The organism is Bacteroides sp. GM023, assembly GCF_014750685.1.
GTDB lineage: Bacteria > Bacteroidota > Bacteroidia > Bacteroidales > Bacteroidaceae > Bacteroides.
The window spans coordinates 19407-35266 of sequence record NZ_JAAXGE010000025.1 but is presented as its reverse complement, the minus strand read 5'-3'; the positions used below and the strand labels follow the sequence as shown (position 1 = coordinate 35266).

9 protein-coding genes and 1 pseudogene are annotated in these 15860 nt (G+C 44.2%); 3 read left to right on the top strand and 7 right to left on the bottom strand.

Features of this window, described 5'->3' with window-relative positions; translation table 11 throughout:
• The first annotated feature begins 147 nt into the window (after positions 1–147).
• Genes mobA through mobC form a run of 3 tightly spaced genes read left to right on the top strand, consistent with a single transcriptional unit; the run spans position 148 to position 3851 of the window.
• Positions 148–576 carry a conjugal transfer protein MobA gene (mobA, locus tag HC965_RS25995; protein ID WP_004291488.1) on the top strand — a complete coding sequence of 143 codons (429 nt, stop codon included), beginning with the start codon at positions 148–150 and terminating at the stop codon, positions 574–576.
• Positions 555–1802 carry a conjugal transfer protein MobB gene (gene mobB / locus HC965_RS25990; RefSeq protein WP_004291483.1) on the top strand — a complete coding sequence of 416 codons (1248 nt, stop codon included), beginning with the start codon at positions 555–557 and terminating at the stop codon, positions 1800–1802. The genes mobA and mobB overlap by 22 nt, the downstream gene beginning before the upstream one ends.
• Positions 1803–1832: 30 nt before the next feature.
• The gene (gene mobC, locus HC965_RS25985; protein ID WP_004291482.1) at positions 1833–3851 is read left to right on the top strand and encodes a conjugal transfer protein MobC; all 2019 of its coding nucleotides are present in this window, start codon (positions 1833–1835) and stop codon (positions 3849–3851) included.
• 131 nt (positions 3852–3982) lie between these two features.
• On the opposite strand, the pseudogene HC965_RS25980 reads toward mobC, so the two are convergent.
• The 7 genes and pseudogenes from HC965_RS25980 to tet(Q) form a co-directional block, all read right to left on the bottom strand.
• Positions 3983–7247 (bottom strand): annotated as a pseudogene (locus HC965_RS25980) (P-loop NTPase fold protein).
• 16 nt (positions 7248–7263) lie between these two features.
• Positions 7264–8394, bottom strand: a complete 1131-nt coding sequence (locus HC965_RS25975) for an ATP-binding protein (RefSeq protein ID WP_004291480.1) — start codon at positions 8392–8394, stop codon at positions 7264–7266.
• A 301-nt stretch (positions 8395–8695) separates the two neighbouring features.
• Positions 8696–9301: an RteC domain-containing protein gene (locus tag HC965_RS25970; RefSeq protein WP_004304269.1), complete on the bottom strand. Its 606-nt coding sequence runs from the start codon at positions 9299–9301 to the stop codon at positions 8696–8698.
• A 238-nt stretch (positions 9302–9539) separates the two neighbouring features.
• Entirely contained in the window at positions 9540–9962 is a 423-nt protein-coding gene (locus HC965_RS25965) for a dihydrofolate reductase family protein (RefSeq protein ID WP_004291474.1), read from the bottom strand.
• Positions 9963–10241: 279 nt separating this feature from the next.
• The gene (locus HC965_RS25960) at positions 10242–11564 is read right to left on the bottom strand and encodes a sigma-54 dependent transcriptional regulator (RefSeq protein ID WP_004291471.1); all 1323 of its coding nucleotides are present in this window, start codon (positions 11562–11564) and stop codon (positions 10242–10244) included.
• Entirely contained in the window at positions 11557–13875 is a 2319-nt protein-coding gene (locus HC965_RS25955) for an ATP-binding protein (RefSeq protein WP_004291467.1), read from the bottom strand. The genes HC965_RS25960 and HC965_RS25955 overlap by 8 nt, the downstream gene beginning before the upstream one ends.
• Positions 13875–15800 (bottom strand): tetracycline resistance ribosomal protection protein Tet(Q), encoded by a 1926-nt coding sequence (gene tet(Q) / locus HC965_RS25950; RefSeq protein WP_004291466.1) that lies wholly within the window; start codon positions 15798–15800, stop codon positions 13875–13877. Before tet(Q) ends, HC965_RS25955 begins: the two co-directional genes overlap by 1 nt.
• Between the last annotated feature and the right edge of the window lie 60 nt (positions 15801–15860).

Sequence of the window (15860 nt, the reverse complement as noted above, 5' to 3'; positions counted from 1 at the left end):
CCGCTCAAAATATTTTGAGCAGCCACGAAAAGCACTTGCCCTTGCAGGGGGCGGGCTTTCCCTCCGAAGTCGGGAAGCCTTTCAGAACTGCGGTGCTGTAATCCGAAGCGGCGGCTTATGCCGTCAATCCGCTAAATCCAAAGTAATATGAAAGAGAAAAGGAAAAGCAAATCAGGGAGAAATCCCAAACTTGATCCGGCGGTGTACCGGTACACCGTCCGTTTCAACGAGGAGGAACACAACCGTTTCCTCGCCATGTTCGGAAAATCGGGTGTCTATGCACGGTCTGTTTTCCTCAAAGCGCACTTCTTCGGGCAACCGTTCAAGGTGCTGAAGGTGGACAAGACGTTGGTGGACTATTACACCAAACTGTCGGATTTTCATGCACAATTCCGTGCCGTGGGTACGAATTACAACCAAGTCGTGAAGGAACTGAGGCTGCATTTTTCAGAGAAAAAGGCGATGGCGTTGCTCTACAAATTAGAGCAACACACCGTCGAACTCGTGAAACTGAGCCGCCGGATTGTGGAACTTTCAAGGGAAATGGAGGCAAAATGGTCGCAAAAATCAGTGTAGGAAGTTCGTTGTACGGCGCGATTGCCTACAACGGGGAGAAGATTAACGAGGCGCAGGGGCGGCTTCTCACCACCAACCGCATCTACAATGACGGTTCGGGAACGGTGGACATAGGCAAGGCGATGGAGGGTTTTCTCACCTTCCTGCCACCGCAGATGAAGATCGAGAAGCCGGTGGTGCATATCTCTCTCAACCCGCACCCGGAGGATGTGCTGACCGATATTGAGTTGCAGAATATCGCCCGCGAGTATCTGGAAAAACTCGGTTTCGGAAACCAGCCTTATCTTGTATTCAAGCACGAGGACATCGACCGCCACCACCTGCACATCGTGACGGTCAACGTGGACGAGAACGGGAAAAGGCTCAACCGGGATTTTCTCTACCGCCGCAGCGACCGTATCCGCAGGGAACTGGAACAGAAGTACGGATTGCATCCGGCAGAACGTAAAAATCAGAGATTGGATAATCCGTTGCGCAAGGTGGCCGCATCGGCAGGTGATGTGAAGAAGCAGGTAGGCAACACCGTGAAGGCTCTGAATGGGCAGTACCGTTTCCAGACGATGGGCGAATACCGTGCGCTCCTTTCCTTATATAATATGACGGTGGAGGAAGCGAGGGGCAACGTGCGCGGACGGGAGTATCACGGGCTGGTCTATTCCGTCACGGACGACAAGGGTAACAAGGTGGGCAACCCGTTCAAATCCTCGCTTTTCGGGAAGTCCGCAGGCTATGAAGCCGTACAGAAGAAGTTTGTCCGTTCCAAATCGGAAATCAAGGATAGGAAACTGGCAGACATGACGAAACGCACCGTCCTTTCCGTGCTGCAAGGCACTTATGACAAGGACAAATTTGTATCCCAACTCAAAGAGAAGGGCATCGACACCGTACTGCGCTACACAGAGGAAGGGCGCATCTATGGGGCTACCTTCATCGACCACCGCACGGGATGCGTGCTGAACGGTTCGCGCATGGGTAAGGAGCTTTCGGCGAATGCCTTGCAGGAACACTTCACCCTGCCATACGCCGGACAACCGCCGATACCGCTATCCATCCCTGTGGATGCTGCGGACAAGGCACACGGGCAGACCGCCTACGACAGTGAAGATATATCGGGCGGTATGGGCTTGCTCACTCCCGAAGGTCCGGCGGTAGATGCCGAGGAAGAGGCTTTCATCCGGGCGATGAAGCGCAAAAAGAAGAAAAAACGCAAGGGCTTGGGTATGTAATCAGAGTATCAACAATTAAAAAATCAATGTATGTCACAACAAGAAGACGATTTGAGGGCATTGGCGAAAATCATGGATTTTCTGCGTGCCGTGAGTATCATTTTAGTGGTCATGAACGTGTACTGGTTCTGCTACGAAGCCATCCGGCTGTGGGGCGTGAACATCGGCGTGGTGGACAAAATCCTTCTGAACTTCGACCGCACGGCGGGGCTGTTCCATTCCATTCTCTACACGAAGCTGTTTTCCGTCCTTTTGCTTGCCTTGTCCTGTCTGGGTACGAAGGGTGTCAAGGGTGAGAAAATCACTTGGGGGAGAATCTGGACAGCATTTGCCGTCGGGTTCGTGCTGTTTTTCCTGAACTGGTGGTTGCTGCCCCTGCCGCTGCCGCTTGAAGCGGTGACGGGACTGTATGTCCTTACCATTGGAACGGGCTATGTCTGCCTGTTGATGGGTGGTCTGTGGATGAGCCGCCTGTTGAAACACAATTTGATGGAGGATGTTTTCAACAACGAGAACGAGAGTTTCATGCAGGAAACGAGGCTTATCGAAAGCGAGTATTCGGTCAATCTGCCGACACGTTTCTATTACAGGAAACGCTGGAACAACGGTTGGATCAATGTAGTTAATCCCTTCCGTGCGTCCATCGTGTTGGGTACGCCGGGCAGCGGCAAGTCCTATGCCGTGGTAAACAATTTTATCAAGCAACAGATTGAAAAGGGCTTTAGTCAATACATCTACGATTTCAAGTATCCCGACCTATCTACTATTGCCTACAACCATTTGCTGAACCACCCGGACGGCTACAAGGTAAAGCCGAAGTTCTATGTGATCAACTTCGACGACCCGCGACGCTCTCATCGGTGCAATCCCATTCACCCGGATTTTATGGAAGATATTACGGATGCCTATGAGAGTGCCTACACAATAATGCTCAACCTCAATAAAACGTGGGTGCAAAAGCAGGGCGACTTCTTCGTGGAGTCACCTATCATTCTGTTTGCCAGTATTATCTGGTATCTCAAAATCTATCAGAACGGGAAGTTTTGCACGTTTCCCCATGCTATCGAGTTTCTGAACCGCCGTTACGAGGATATATTTCCGATACTGACCTCTTATCCGGAGCTGGAGAACTACCTTTCGCCGTTCATGGATGCGTGGCTTGGAGGGGCTGCGGAGCAGCTCATGGGTCAGATAGCGTCGGCAAAAATCCCGCTTTCGAGGATGATTTCACCGCAGCTCTACTGGGTGATGTCAGACAGCGAGTTTACGCTGGACATCAACAATCCCGAAGAGCCGAAAATCCTCTGCGTGGGTAACAATCCCGACCGTCAGAATATCTACGGTGCGGCACTCGGTCTGTATAATTCCCGTATCGTGAAGCTCATCAACAAGAAGGGGATGCTGAAGTCATCGGTCATCATCGACGAGTTGCCCACAATATACTTCAAAGGGTTGGACAATCTTATAGCTACCGCCCGAAGCAACAAGGTTGCCGTGTGTCTGGGCTTTCAGGATTTCAGCCAGTTAGTGCGTGACTACGGGGACAAAGAGGCGAAAGTGGTGATGAACACTGTCGGCAATATTTTCTCCGGTCAGGTGGTGGGGGAAACAGCCAAGACGCTCTCCGAGCGGTTCGGTAAGGTGTTGCAGAAACGGCAGTCCATCTCCATCAACCGGCAGGATGTTTCCACCTCCATCAACACGCAGATGGACGCGCTCATTCCACCGAGTAAGATTTCCGGGCTTACGCAGGGAATGTTTGTCGGTTCTGTATCCGACAACTTCAACGAGCGTATCGAGCAGAAGATTTTTCATTGCGAGATTGTGGTGGATGCCGAAAAGGTGAAACGGGAAGAAAGTGCCTACAAGAAAATTCCCGTCATTACAAACTTCACGGACGAGGACGGCAACGACCGCATGAAGGAAACGGTGCAGGCGAACTACCGGCGCATCAAGGAAGAGGTGAAGCAGATTGTGCAGGAGGAACTGGAGCGTATCAAAAACGATCCGGTGCTGTGTAAACTGCTACCAGATAATGAGACTGTCTAACAAGTCCCCAAAATTGAAAATTATCCCTATCGAAGTTTGAAGTGACCCCCAAAAGTTGGATACAATTTTTTTGGGGGGCACTTCAGTTCTGACGGGTAAAATCGTAAAATTCGGACTTGTTAGACAAATACTTACGCGGTTTCAACCTCAGGTACTGAATCTATCGAATTGACAAATTTAACCAATTGCGGATCTGAATCTTTTTGTATGAGGTTTCGGAGACTCTTTTTCAATTCATAAGCATCATCCCCTGCTGTATTTATTAAATCCATATAAAAATCTTTGTTTTGCAGAATCAATGAACGGCATGCCCCATCGGAAATTACAGGTTTCACTATTTTATCAATAACGTCTCCAGCTTGACTTTTCAAATTACCATGCGATCTAAGCCATGTTTCGAAAAATTGAAACTTTATTGCATTGATAGTCTTTTTACCGATGCAGAAATCATTTCTTATATCGGTAACTGTCGATTTAATTTTTCGTTTATCCAATCTTTCAACTATATTCTTGAAACAATTAGGGAAAGGATTCAAACTTTGAGTTCCAGAAGCAATATCCATCAGAATCTTTTTGCCAAATTCAGTCAAGTTATCTGGCAAGGATTTGATTTTAGCCAGTAAATGTTTTATTGCGACAAACCAATAATATGATGTATGTGCTGTTCTTTGGGCGTATAATGTATCAACACTTATTTCAGACAACGCTTCGAACGCTATTTTATTGATATGATCGGTCAGGACATTGCTTATTTTAGTGGTCAAATCGTAAAAAGATGCGTCAGGAATTACATCTTTAATATTGTTCTTAGTGATATACTTATCCAAATCGGTATTCCACTCTGCTAAATGCTCGATAAATACCTCATCCGTTACACCTATTCTGTTCTTAATATCTTCAAATTGGGGCAATATGTCTGAGAGCAATAATTTATAGCCAAGTTTATGATTTACCATGTATTGTAGTGTTTCATTTAATAGCGGTATATTCCATCCCACACTATTTACTAATAAGTCTCCATGATCCACATAATAGTCCATGAGTTCTGCAACATATTTTATATCTCCACCCTCTATTAAGGAAACGGAATGACCATGTGCCAATTGCATGGCGACTAAATCGTAATATCCAGACTCTTTAATGTTTCGGCCATCAGTTTCTAATTCAGAATGCAACTGATTTATGTAGGTTGAATCTAACGTTACAGGTAAAGGTCTTTCTTCGTCAGATGCCAATAAACGATAGGTTGTAAATATAGCCCCTATATTATCTTTATTTACATTCTGTTCATCAATGCAATTCGTGATCGCTTGCAAAAGCGTTGGAAACGTATAGGTAGAATTATCTTTTAACGTTTTTACAATATCTGCATGGTCGAAATTATCGGGTAGTAAGTTTGCCAAATAATTATCGAGCGCCTCCGAATTTGTTGCTACTTGATAATATTTATATGCTTTAGTTGTCGCGTTATCCCGATAGGCAGCATCTGTTGCATTTGCAGCTTGAATATAATCGATAAATGTATTTGGCTTGACTGTTTTTGCTTCAATCAATGACGTAAAATCGCACGCCAACTTATTTTGCGCAATAAACCTGTCTATTGCATCTAACGTTTTGAAATAGTCGCCGCCATTGAAGTCATTGAACCGAACTATCTTCTTATATAATTGAGCAATCACATGGTTTTGGCTTTCCGTGTCTAAATGCAACAGCAGTTCTTGGTATTCGACAGGGAACACCTGCTTCTCTATGGATTCTTTTAATTTCAATTGTGCTATTCTTTGCCATACACGCAGAATAACATCGCTCTTTCGAGTTAATTTATGCAAACAATGTATAATCTTATCGATAAGCGCATTGTCCATACATTGTATAACTTCTTCTAATACAGTGTCAAATTGTTTATTAGTCTCTGCATATTGATTTATGTCGTGGTCTTCTTCTCCGTTGATGCAGCCTTCAATATATTTTTTCAATGGAATTTGTCGAGCATCTTCAACATCGACACCATATACCAAAGCTGCAATTTCGCGTTGTGTTTGCAGATCATTGTTAATTATTGTTAATTATTGTTTGAATGCCATTCAGATAGTCGCCGGACAATATTTGTTCTACTGGATTTGCCAGAATATCCGTCTTCTTCAAACAGAACAATGCTATGTTTATCATCAAAATTTCGTTACACCACTCTTGTTTAAGAGCGACCATCTCATTGATATATGATATAATTTCCCTAACATTGGCATTAGGATTTACCAATCTGAATATCCGATTTATAGTTTCTTTCGCTTCATTTTCTGTTTCTCCAAATGCTTCAACAAACAGTTTGTTGAATATACTTCGATAGTCGGTAATAACAGGAGGAGCAACACGATAAACAATAGGGAAAGTTTTATTGATAAAATACTTGGTCAGTTGTTTCGTTTGTTCGTCGGTCTCATCTCCGAATGCACAAGCTAAATGTGTTTCATCGAAAGGAATAACAGCCCAAACATTTTCAAAACCGCTATCGGCGAAGAACGTATGGATAGAAGACCATAATTCTTTTACTTTTTCAGCGGGGAGACGATCCATGTTGTCAAAAACAAGGACTAATTTACGTTGTCCTTTTTCCTTGATAAAATCAGAAATGTCTTGCATCCATGTTTTGAACTCGTAAACCGTTGGTTCGTCTTCGCTCAAAGTCTCATAGCAAACGTCCTTTTCGACTTTATCTTGATAAATAGCTAACATATAACTCCATCCATATTTATGATCTTTGCTATATGCCCATTTCCAAACGCACAATGCAATAAGAACTGGCAGTGCAGCTATGATAATAGACAATAAAGAAAACCACCATGTTGTGGGTGTAGGTTTTACTGCATACGCAATAAATGTAAATATCGGAGTTAAAACTGCAACCAAAAATGCCGCAACCATACCATTACTGATAAGGGGATATTTTTCGGTTACGGTCTCCGTTTTACGGGCTAATAAATATTTCAGCTTTTCAGACCATGATACGGTTTTCGTACCTCCACCTTTGACTTTTATTGTTGCATTTCCAGATAGGATACCATCATCAATAAGTTTGCTTGTAAGCAATTCCAATATAGAGCGGCGTTGCAAGTCCTCTTGATGTCCCCATGCGTCATACTCAAAAAAGTAATAGTCGTCTGATAATTCACGTTCCAACATTTTAACCACGTTGGATTTTCCAGATCCCCAAATACCTTCGATGCCGATAATTCGAGGTAAAGTACATTCCTCATCCAATGAATCATTCTGACAAAAATGGCGAGCAATAGTTTTTGCCAACCTTTCTTGCGAACCTCCATCGAATTTGTCAATACCACACGGTTTATTTTGGATAAACCGCGGATATTGCTGTTTGGATTGTAGTTTTGTTTCCATATACGTAATTTATTGATTATACGAACTCCAAATAATTCTCCCGATTTACCACATGAAACTCGGCATAGGGATAGGCTTCTTGGAAGGCTTTCGGTGCGGCCGGCATTTTATTTCCCCACTTGAACTCCAAGGCGGTAAGACTGTCGGCACTCTCCTCAATCAGGTCGATTTCCTGTTTGTCGTAGGTGCGCCAGAAATAGAACTCCCTGTGCAGTCCCTCATTGAAGTTCGCTTTGCGCCGCTCTCCGATGATGTAGTTCTCCCACAGCGCACCGACATCCTGCCGAATGGCCAGCGGTGAGAAAGCCCCGATAATGGCATTGCGAATGCCGTTGTCGTAGAAGTACCACTTGCCAGCTTTTGTAACCTCCTTGCGTAGGTTACGCGAATAAGCCCCCAGACGATAGATAACGAAGACCTTTTCCAATAGGTCGAGGTATTTTTCAACGGTCGTCTTGCTCATGCCGAGTTGTTTACCTAACTCTTCGTAAGAAACTTCGCTGCCCAACTGAAAAGCTATCAATCGCAGTAGATCGCGCATCTTGCTCGAATTTTTTAAGCCGTCAATTGCTAAGATATCTTTAAGCAGGTATGCACCGACAATATCACGTAGGTAGTCTGTTTTACGTTCATAGTTCTCCATCATTACTACTTCGGGATAGGAACCGTAAATCAAGCGCGCTTCGAGGTTCTGGCGGGTTTCAAGTGCCGTTTCCGTCTGTGCGATTTCCCGTTGCGAGAATGGTGTAAGGAGAAATTGCGTACTGCGGCCGACCAACGGTTCACCAGTCTTATTCAGCAAATCGAATGACGAAGAACCACTTGCCAAGACACTTATTCCCGGTATTTCATCAACTATCAACTTCAGAATACTACCGATTTGTGGTATGTTCTGTGCCTCATCAATAGCCAGCAAATCAATACCATCCAATAAATGCCGATAATTGGCTATTGAGCGATTCTCCAATAGTGCTAATGTGTCGTAGTCTTCGCCGTTGAGCATCATCGTCCTACCTGAATAGTTGTCCACAATTTTACGCATCATTACCGTTTTACCAACACGGCGAGCACCAAAAATCAGTACTGCTTTATTGGGCGCGATTCGTGCTGTAATCTTCTCTTGAAGTATTCTATTTACTGTTTCCATACCTTATAAAATATAATGCAAAGATAATCATATTTTTTTAATTGGCGAATTTTACAAAAAAAACGGGCTATTAAATGGCGATTTTTACAACCACAATCTTATGGAAGTTGTTTCATTGTTTTTAGTAATGATATATGTTCATACTATGATGACTCAATAATTTACCAGACATACGTTTCTGAAATTTGTCCTTATAGGAATGAAAAACTCACATATATTGTGCTAATTAATATATAATTAAATGAAAATAAAAAGACAGGATACGAGTATTCCTGTCTTCTCATATGTAATGGATATTTTTTTATTTTCTCATCCGCTCCAACTCCTCATCACGCAACATTCTCTCGTTCAGTTTTTCCTGCATCCTGTCAATGAAATAGGTGCGGCTTTCGTTCTTCCGGCGTTTGATATCAGTGTAGAAGCGGTAGCAGTCTTTAGAATCAACCCCGAATATCTTATAGAGAAGTGGGGCGAGCTGTTTGAGCGGCATATTGCCGTTGTTGATGCAGCCCATCACGTCTATGCCGTAGATAAGTTCCACGAGGTCGATGGCATTGCCCGTCCATTGAAGAAGGCTGGCGGTGGTTTCTGTTGCGTTGTTGGCGGATATTAGTGGTGGCACTTGGGGCGTGGCAAGGAATTTCTGCATCTTTCTTACGAAAGACAGAGCCTTGCTGACGTAGGCGGCAATCTCTCTTTTTTCTTCTGACAGATTACGTACGGGATGGTGCTGCAACTCGATTTCGATGTAGGCAAGCGCGATGACGGTAAGGTTCATGTCCATGCCGCCGTTGCACAGTTCGATCACTTGGGTGGCGAAAGCCGTGTATGCCGTTTCCATATTGCAGTCGCCGGCTTCGTTTATCAGGCGGAAAAAGTCGGTTTCCGCCAGCAAGAAATAATTCATGGTTCTGTCAATTTTGAAAATTACACTTTGTTTTCTGCGTGCGCACATGAATATAATTGGCAAAAAACGCGGCAGAAAATAAAAAATCCAACACTCAATTTTACAAAGTGCTGGATTTCAGAGGTATAAAATTCAGTATTTTTTCACAAGGACAAATTATCTCCGACTTAAATTGTTTGTAATCGGAACATTTATTCTATTCCTGAAAATAGAAATGTATGCTTGCCGCACATTTTGGCTATCTTGCTTTTTTATCAAGGATATAGATAATGCGACATACACCGTTGGGATAGCTTTTCAAAGAGGAAAGCGTCCAGTGTTGCTCTGGCAGAGCCGACTTAAAAAAATGTCGTCCGCTTCCGGATATGAAAGGAACGGTGTATAGTATGATTTCATCCACAGCGTGCATCCGCAGCAGTCCGTTTATATAGTCTGCCGTGTCCGGTGTGGCTTCCGCGAGGTAACGGATGTTTGTGCAGTCTTTTCTCCATTCGTGCAGCATTGAAATGGAATAGTCCGGTGTCACACGGTAAAAGGCTTTCTTCCTGATTTCATCAAGACCGCAACGGTCAAGGCACAAATCCTGATGTGCTTTATCATATAACTCTGAAGAAAGACATCCGTCCATCGTCAGTACGGCGAGAATCTGAACTTTACCCATAATCGTTTCCTTTCGTTAGGCAAGGGTAAAAAAGTAGCGTGCAATTCACACTACCTTCAAGCGATGGCTCTGGTAAAGCCTTTACGGAGAGTACGTGAATGCACGCTATGCGTAAGCATAGCATAAGCATCACGCAATCGTCTCCGTAGTTCCAATTTACCAGATTTTCGCTTGAAACGCCTTGCGGTCTTATCCTATATGTTGGCGGCGAAAAGCTCCTGCCAATCGCCGTTTTTCTCAAATGTTATGCAAAGATAGCCAAATTCAGTGAATTACGGGCTATGATTGCTTGAATTTATATTTAAGTCCATACTCTTCAAGTTTGCTGTATAGTGTTGTCCTGCCTATGCCGAGCAGTTCTGCGGCGACACTCCGGTTGCCGTTTGCCTGTTTCAACGCACGCAATATCCGCTCCTTATCCTCCGCGTCATTGCGCAAGGCGAAGCTGACAGTAGAGGTCGGTTTCGTCACGGCAAGTTCCAGATGCTCTTTCATGACAACACCTTCCTGCGCCTGCAATACAGCACCCATAACTTTCTGCCGAAGTTCCCGCACGTTGCCCGGCCATGCGTGTGTCAGCAACGCTTTACGTGCTTCGGAACTGAACCCGCTCACGCTACACTCCAGCTCTCTGTTTGCCATATCACGGAAGAACTCTGCCAGCGGCATAATGTCTTCTTGACAGTCACGCAACGGAGGAACGGTTATCCCGAAGTCGTGCAGGCGGTACAGAAGATCCTGCCGAAAACGCTTTTCATTCACCGATACCTCCAAATCTTCATTGGTAGCAGCGATGATGCGGACATTGAAATTCCGGTCTGCCTTGTCTCCGACCGGGCGATACCGCCTCTCCTGTATGGCACGGAGCAACATCTGTTGGGTTTCCAACGCGAGGTTTCCTACCTCGTCCAGAAACAACGTGCCGCCTTCCGCCTCATGGAAATATCCTTTCTTGGCATTGTCCGCACCTGTAAATGCACCTTTGACGTGTCCGAAGAAAGCCGACGGTGCAAGCTCTTTGGAGAGTGAACCGCAGTCCACCGCCACAAATGGCTTGCCTGCACGTTTGCTCTTGTCATGCAACAGGTGGGCAATATGCTCCTTGCCCGTGCCGTTCTCACCAAATATCATCACGCTCATATCGGTGGCGGCTACCAGCCTTATGCGGTGCATGATTTTCTGAAAGGCGGAACCTTCACGGGCGAATATAGGCATACGGCGTTGTCCTGCCTGACGTTCTTTCAGTATGGAACGGATCAGGGGGACAAGTTTATCCTCCACAAGCTGTTTGGGAATATAGTCTATCGAGCCGAGTTTCATGCTTTCCACGGCGGTATTAACTTCGGCGTAGTCGGTCATAATGATGAAGGGCTGCATCTTTCCCTCCTTTCGCATCCAGCACAAAAGGTCTATGCCACTGCCGTCAGGCAGACGCAGGTCGGCAACCACGATATCATTATCTGTTGCCTGTTGCAGATGTTTCTTCGCGGTTGAGAGGTGGTAAGCCTTCATATTGCGGTAGCCCTCCCGTGACAGCATATTGCAGACATATTCGCAATACACGATGTTGTCTTCCACCACAATTATTTTTGTCTTATTCATCTTCGTATTTTCTCCTTTCCTCTTCTGCCAACCGTATTATTTCCACTCCCTTATCCAGCACGGCAGTCACGGCATGGCTTAACGCTTCACCATCCGGGAGAGCATCGCCACGAAGCAATCCGTAAAGTACATTCAGCGGTTGGTCGGCACGGAGCACCTCCCACGAACTGCGCAGGTGGTGGATCAGGGAATCCAGCTTTTGCAGGTCTTTTTCTTTTGCTGCATCCCGTACCGCCTGCATTTCCTTTTCTGTTTCAGTTATCAACTTTTCCAGCATGACGGCTTCATTGCCATAGGACAATAAGGCGGAAAAGTCCGGTTTCCCGTCCGGTGTCGCTTTTATGGCACACCTGTCGGAAACCTCCATCAGTTCCGATATGGAGAACGGTTTGAACAGGCATCCGGCAAAGCCTTTTGCCAATAGTTCCCCTTTGTTACAACTGCCCGAAGCGGTTGCCACAACCACCGGGATTGTTGGTGAATTGCCCACGTTGGACGAACGCAACAGTTCCAGCAATTCGAAACCGTTTATATCGGGCATATTCAAGTCTGTCAGCAACAGGCTGTATTCTTTCTGGCGTATCATTTCCATCAGTGCCGCAGCATCGGTGCAAGTGTCGCAGTGTATTCCTTCTTGGGAATACATCTCTTTCAGCATCAGAAGTAATACCTCATCATTGTCAATGGCGACAACATCATGGAATTTATTGTTATGATAAACAGGTGTATTGCTTGTATATCCAAGCTGTTCTTCAGCTTCCTGCATAGAAATTTCAACTGTGAAACGACTGCCTTTCCCTTTCTTGCTGTCTAAACGGATTGTTCCGCCAAGCATCGACACAATATTACGCATTATGGCAAGCCCAAGCCCGAAACCCTCCTTTGCGGCGGCATTTGATAGACGTTCAAACGCACCGAACGCTTGTTTCTGTTCCTCTTCTGTCATGCCTGTACCTGTATCTTCAACGACCAGTGTCAGAACTCCATTATCATATTCAGTAATCAAAGAAACACCGCCTTCTTCTGTGAACTTGACAGCGTTTGACAGCAGGTTATTCCCGATTTGTATTATTCGCTCTTTGTCGGTCAATACAATGGCATCGTGTCCAGTCTTCACGGACAAGGACAGCCCTTTGTTCACGGCAACAGGCATGAACTCCGTTTCAAGTGTGTGCGTGATTGCTGAAATCCGGCAGGGTGACAGACGGGGCTGTTCCTTGCCGTTGTCCAGGCGGAAGAAGTCAAGCAAAGTGTTAAGCATATCCCGCATACGGTCGGAGGATTGCAGTATGTTTTGGATATACTGCCCGGACTTATCCTCACACTGTTCTTTCCGTATCAGTCCGGCATAGCCTGTTATTGCTGTCAGCGGTGTGCGCAGTTCATGGGTGATAGTATGTACCGCCTTCTTCCTTGACGTTATCAGTGCCTCGTTCCGTTGTACGGATTGTTCCAGTTGCCTTATCAAATCAGTTGTCTTGTGCTTGTATTGTTTAATGCTTTTTGCATCACGATGTATGATGATGTAGGAAATTAACAACAATAGAAGAACGAATCCCATTAAACCGCCTACTTGCATAAATGACTTTTCACGCATGGCAACTATTTCGTTTTCCCGGCTTTGCAGTTCGGTTTGTACCTTTTCTTCTATTTGGCAAATCAATTCTTGCAGTTGTCTGTTAAGTTCTGCATTACGAGCTGCAAGGCTGTCGGCTTGTTCCGACAATTGGCGATCCTGCACTTTCTGTTCGCTGATTACGTTTCTATTGACCGAATGAAGGATAGTGGTTGATACTGCTGGAGTTACTTCCTTTTTTTTGCCGAATATGCCTAAGAAACCTTTTCGTTTTGGCTTTTTGGACTGTTCCTGCACACTTTTCTGTACAATAACCGGAATTTGATTGGCTATCTTCTTGTTAATAGATTGTTGTTCATCCATTAACCGGACTATCTGGAACATCTGTCGTTCCTTATCCTCTAAAAGACTGCGCACACTATCGATGCGCTCTGCTGGATAGGTGGCCTTGAAACGGCAGAGCATACTGTCCATTGCCATACGCCGTGCATGGTAATGCTCGATATCTTTATCGTTCCATTCCAGTATTGTTTCACCCAATAGAGAAAATTTTATCATTTGAATATTGATATTGTTTATTTCTTTTCGGAGCTCGTCTATTTTTTTATTGCCAAGTTCTAATGCTTCTATCTCCTGCCATTCATAGAGGCTATTATATGCCATACATCCGATAAGAATGGAGATAAGTATATATCCCAACCGTATTGCCTTATAGAAATTTCCTGACCGCTCCATTATTTTAATGACATTGATTTTTGGAACATGAATAAAAGTTTATCTTTTTCGTTCATGCGGATATTATCAGAATAACCGTCTTTTGTTATTTGATACCCACATGGCTTAACCATAAAAATGCCTAAGCCCTTAGTGTACGAACTTACTTCTGAGGCATAGTCTTTACTTGTATTTAATGGAACTTTCCCTTTAATATGACACCACTCATTATTACAACTGATGTCTTCAATCTCAGACATCAGTTTTTGCAAATCTGTAATAGCTTTGGAACTCGCTACTTGGGGTATCTGCAACTCAAAACAGAGCATCGGTTCGAGAATGTCCACACCTGACTGTTGCAAAGCCAGCCTGAAGACATAAGGGGTCAGCTGTCTGAAATCAGCAGGTGTACTTACCGGGCTATAATACTCGGCTTGAGTAAAAGTTACTTTCAGATCTGTCACTTCCCATCCATGTAAACCAGATTGGCAAGACATACGAATCCCTTCAAAAACGGCATTTTGAAAAGAATGGTTCAGATAACCATAGGAGATGTCACTTTCGATTTGCAACCCTGCCCCTAACGGTAAGGGTTCAAGAGTCAGCCCTATTGTGGCCCAGTAAGGGTTGGGTGGTACTTCGATCTGAATAATCTTATTGACCTTTTTTATAGGTCGTTCTTTGTAGATAGTCTTGATCTCATCAAAATGGACCTTTACGGAAAATCGTTCTTCCAGCAATGTCTGTATGATTTCCTTTTGGGTCAAACCATATAACGAGATTTCCAATTCATCACTATATGAGTTTATGGAAAAGGACAAAGACGGGTCTTCAATCCACAATGTATTCAGAGCGGATATCACCTTGCTTCTCTCTTCGGGCTTATTTGGCCGGACGGAGGATTTGAGAGCGGGATGCTGATGAGATAATCCTTGAATCAAACAAGGTTTAGCACCTAAATAATCTCCGATTCGAAAATCTTCTATATCTTCTACAATCGCGATATCATTGGCACCCACTTCATCAACATTTATCTCTCTGCCCTGATAAATAGTCTTTAGATTTTTAATCTTGATGAATTTTTCCGAATCGTTGATTCTTACAACGTCTCGAAGTCTCAGACTTCCGTCAATTATTTTAAGAAAACTTCTTTTATGCCCTTTGGGGTCATGCTCTATCTTATAGAGATAAGCTGAAAGTCTGTTTGAGACTGATGCCGGAGGAAGTATAAAAGAAGAAATGGCGTCCAACAACTCATTGATACCGATATTGAACATTGCTGATCCATGTAGCACCGGATAGACTTTGGCTTTTGCCACAAGAGCGATTATCGTATTCCAATAATCAGCCGGTGAAATTTCGCTATCCGCCAAATATCGTTCTAATATATCGTCGTCATGGTTGCATACAAATTCTTTGTATTCTTCCTTTATATATGTTTGGGAGCAAACCGGATAAACCGATCCATCGACAACAGTTTGCATAAACAGGACATCTTGCGACAGATTTGTTTTTATATCCATATACAAACGCTCCAAATTCACACCGGCACGGTCAATCTTATTGATAAATATAATTGTCGGGATTTGCAGCTTTTGTAAAGTACTGAACAGCAACTTTGTCTGCGCTTGTATGCCTTCCTTTGCGGATAAGATGAGGACTGCTCCATCAAGCATTTTGAATGTCCGCTCCACTTCCGCAATAAAATCCATGTGTCCCGGAGTGTCAATGATATTGCATTTCACTCCATTCCAGATAATAGATGTCGTAGAAGCCCGGACAGTAATTCCTCTACGTTTCTCTATATCCATAGAGTCCGTTATGGTGTCACCATTATCCACACGGCCGCACTTTTCCGTTGCTCCACTGGCAAACAGCAGATTCTCGGTTACGGAAGTTTTTCCTGCATCAATGTGAGCAAGAATTCCTAAATTTATAATATTCATTTGGATTAAGCAATAATATACTACAGTAGATGCATTGTCGAAACGCACCTTTTAATACCT

Bases quoted from the DNA above. Each gene is read 5' to 3' on its own strand.
- mobB (WP_004291483.1), top strand. From the start codon at position 555: ATGGTCGCAAAAATCAGTGTAGGAAGTTCGTTGTACGGCGCGATTGCC.
- HC965_RS25975 (WP_004291480.1), bottom strand. From the start codon at position 8,394: ATGGAAACAGTAAATAGAATACTTCAAGAGAAGATTACAGCACGAATC.
- HC965_RS25960 (WP_004291471.1), bottom strand. From the start codon at position 11,564: ATGAATAAGACAAAAATAATTGTGGTGGAAGACAACATCGTGTATTGC.
- HC965_RS25970 (WP_004304269.1), bottom strand. From the start codon at position 9,301: ATGAATTATTTCTTGCTGGCGGAAACCGACTTTTTCCGCCTGATAAAC.
- mobC (WP_004291482.1), top strand. From the start codon at position 1,833: ATGTCACAACAAGAAGACGATTTGAGGGCATTGGCGAAAATCATGGAT.
- HC965_RS25965 (WP_004291474.1), bottom strand. From the start codon at position 9,962: ATGGGTAAAGTTCAGATTCTCGCCGTACTGACGATGGACGGATGTCTT.
- HC965_RS25955 (WP_004291467.1), bottom strand. From the start codon at position 13,875: ATGGAGCGGTCAGGAAATTTCTATAAGGCAATACGGTTGGGATATATA.
- mobA (WP_004291488.1), top strand. From the start codon at position 148: ATGAAAGAGAAAAGGAAAAGCAAATCAGGGAGAAATCCCAAACTTGAT.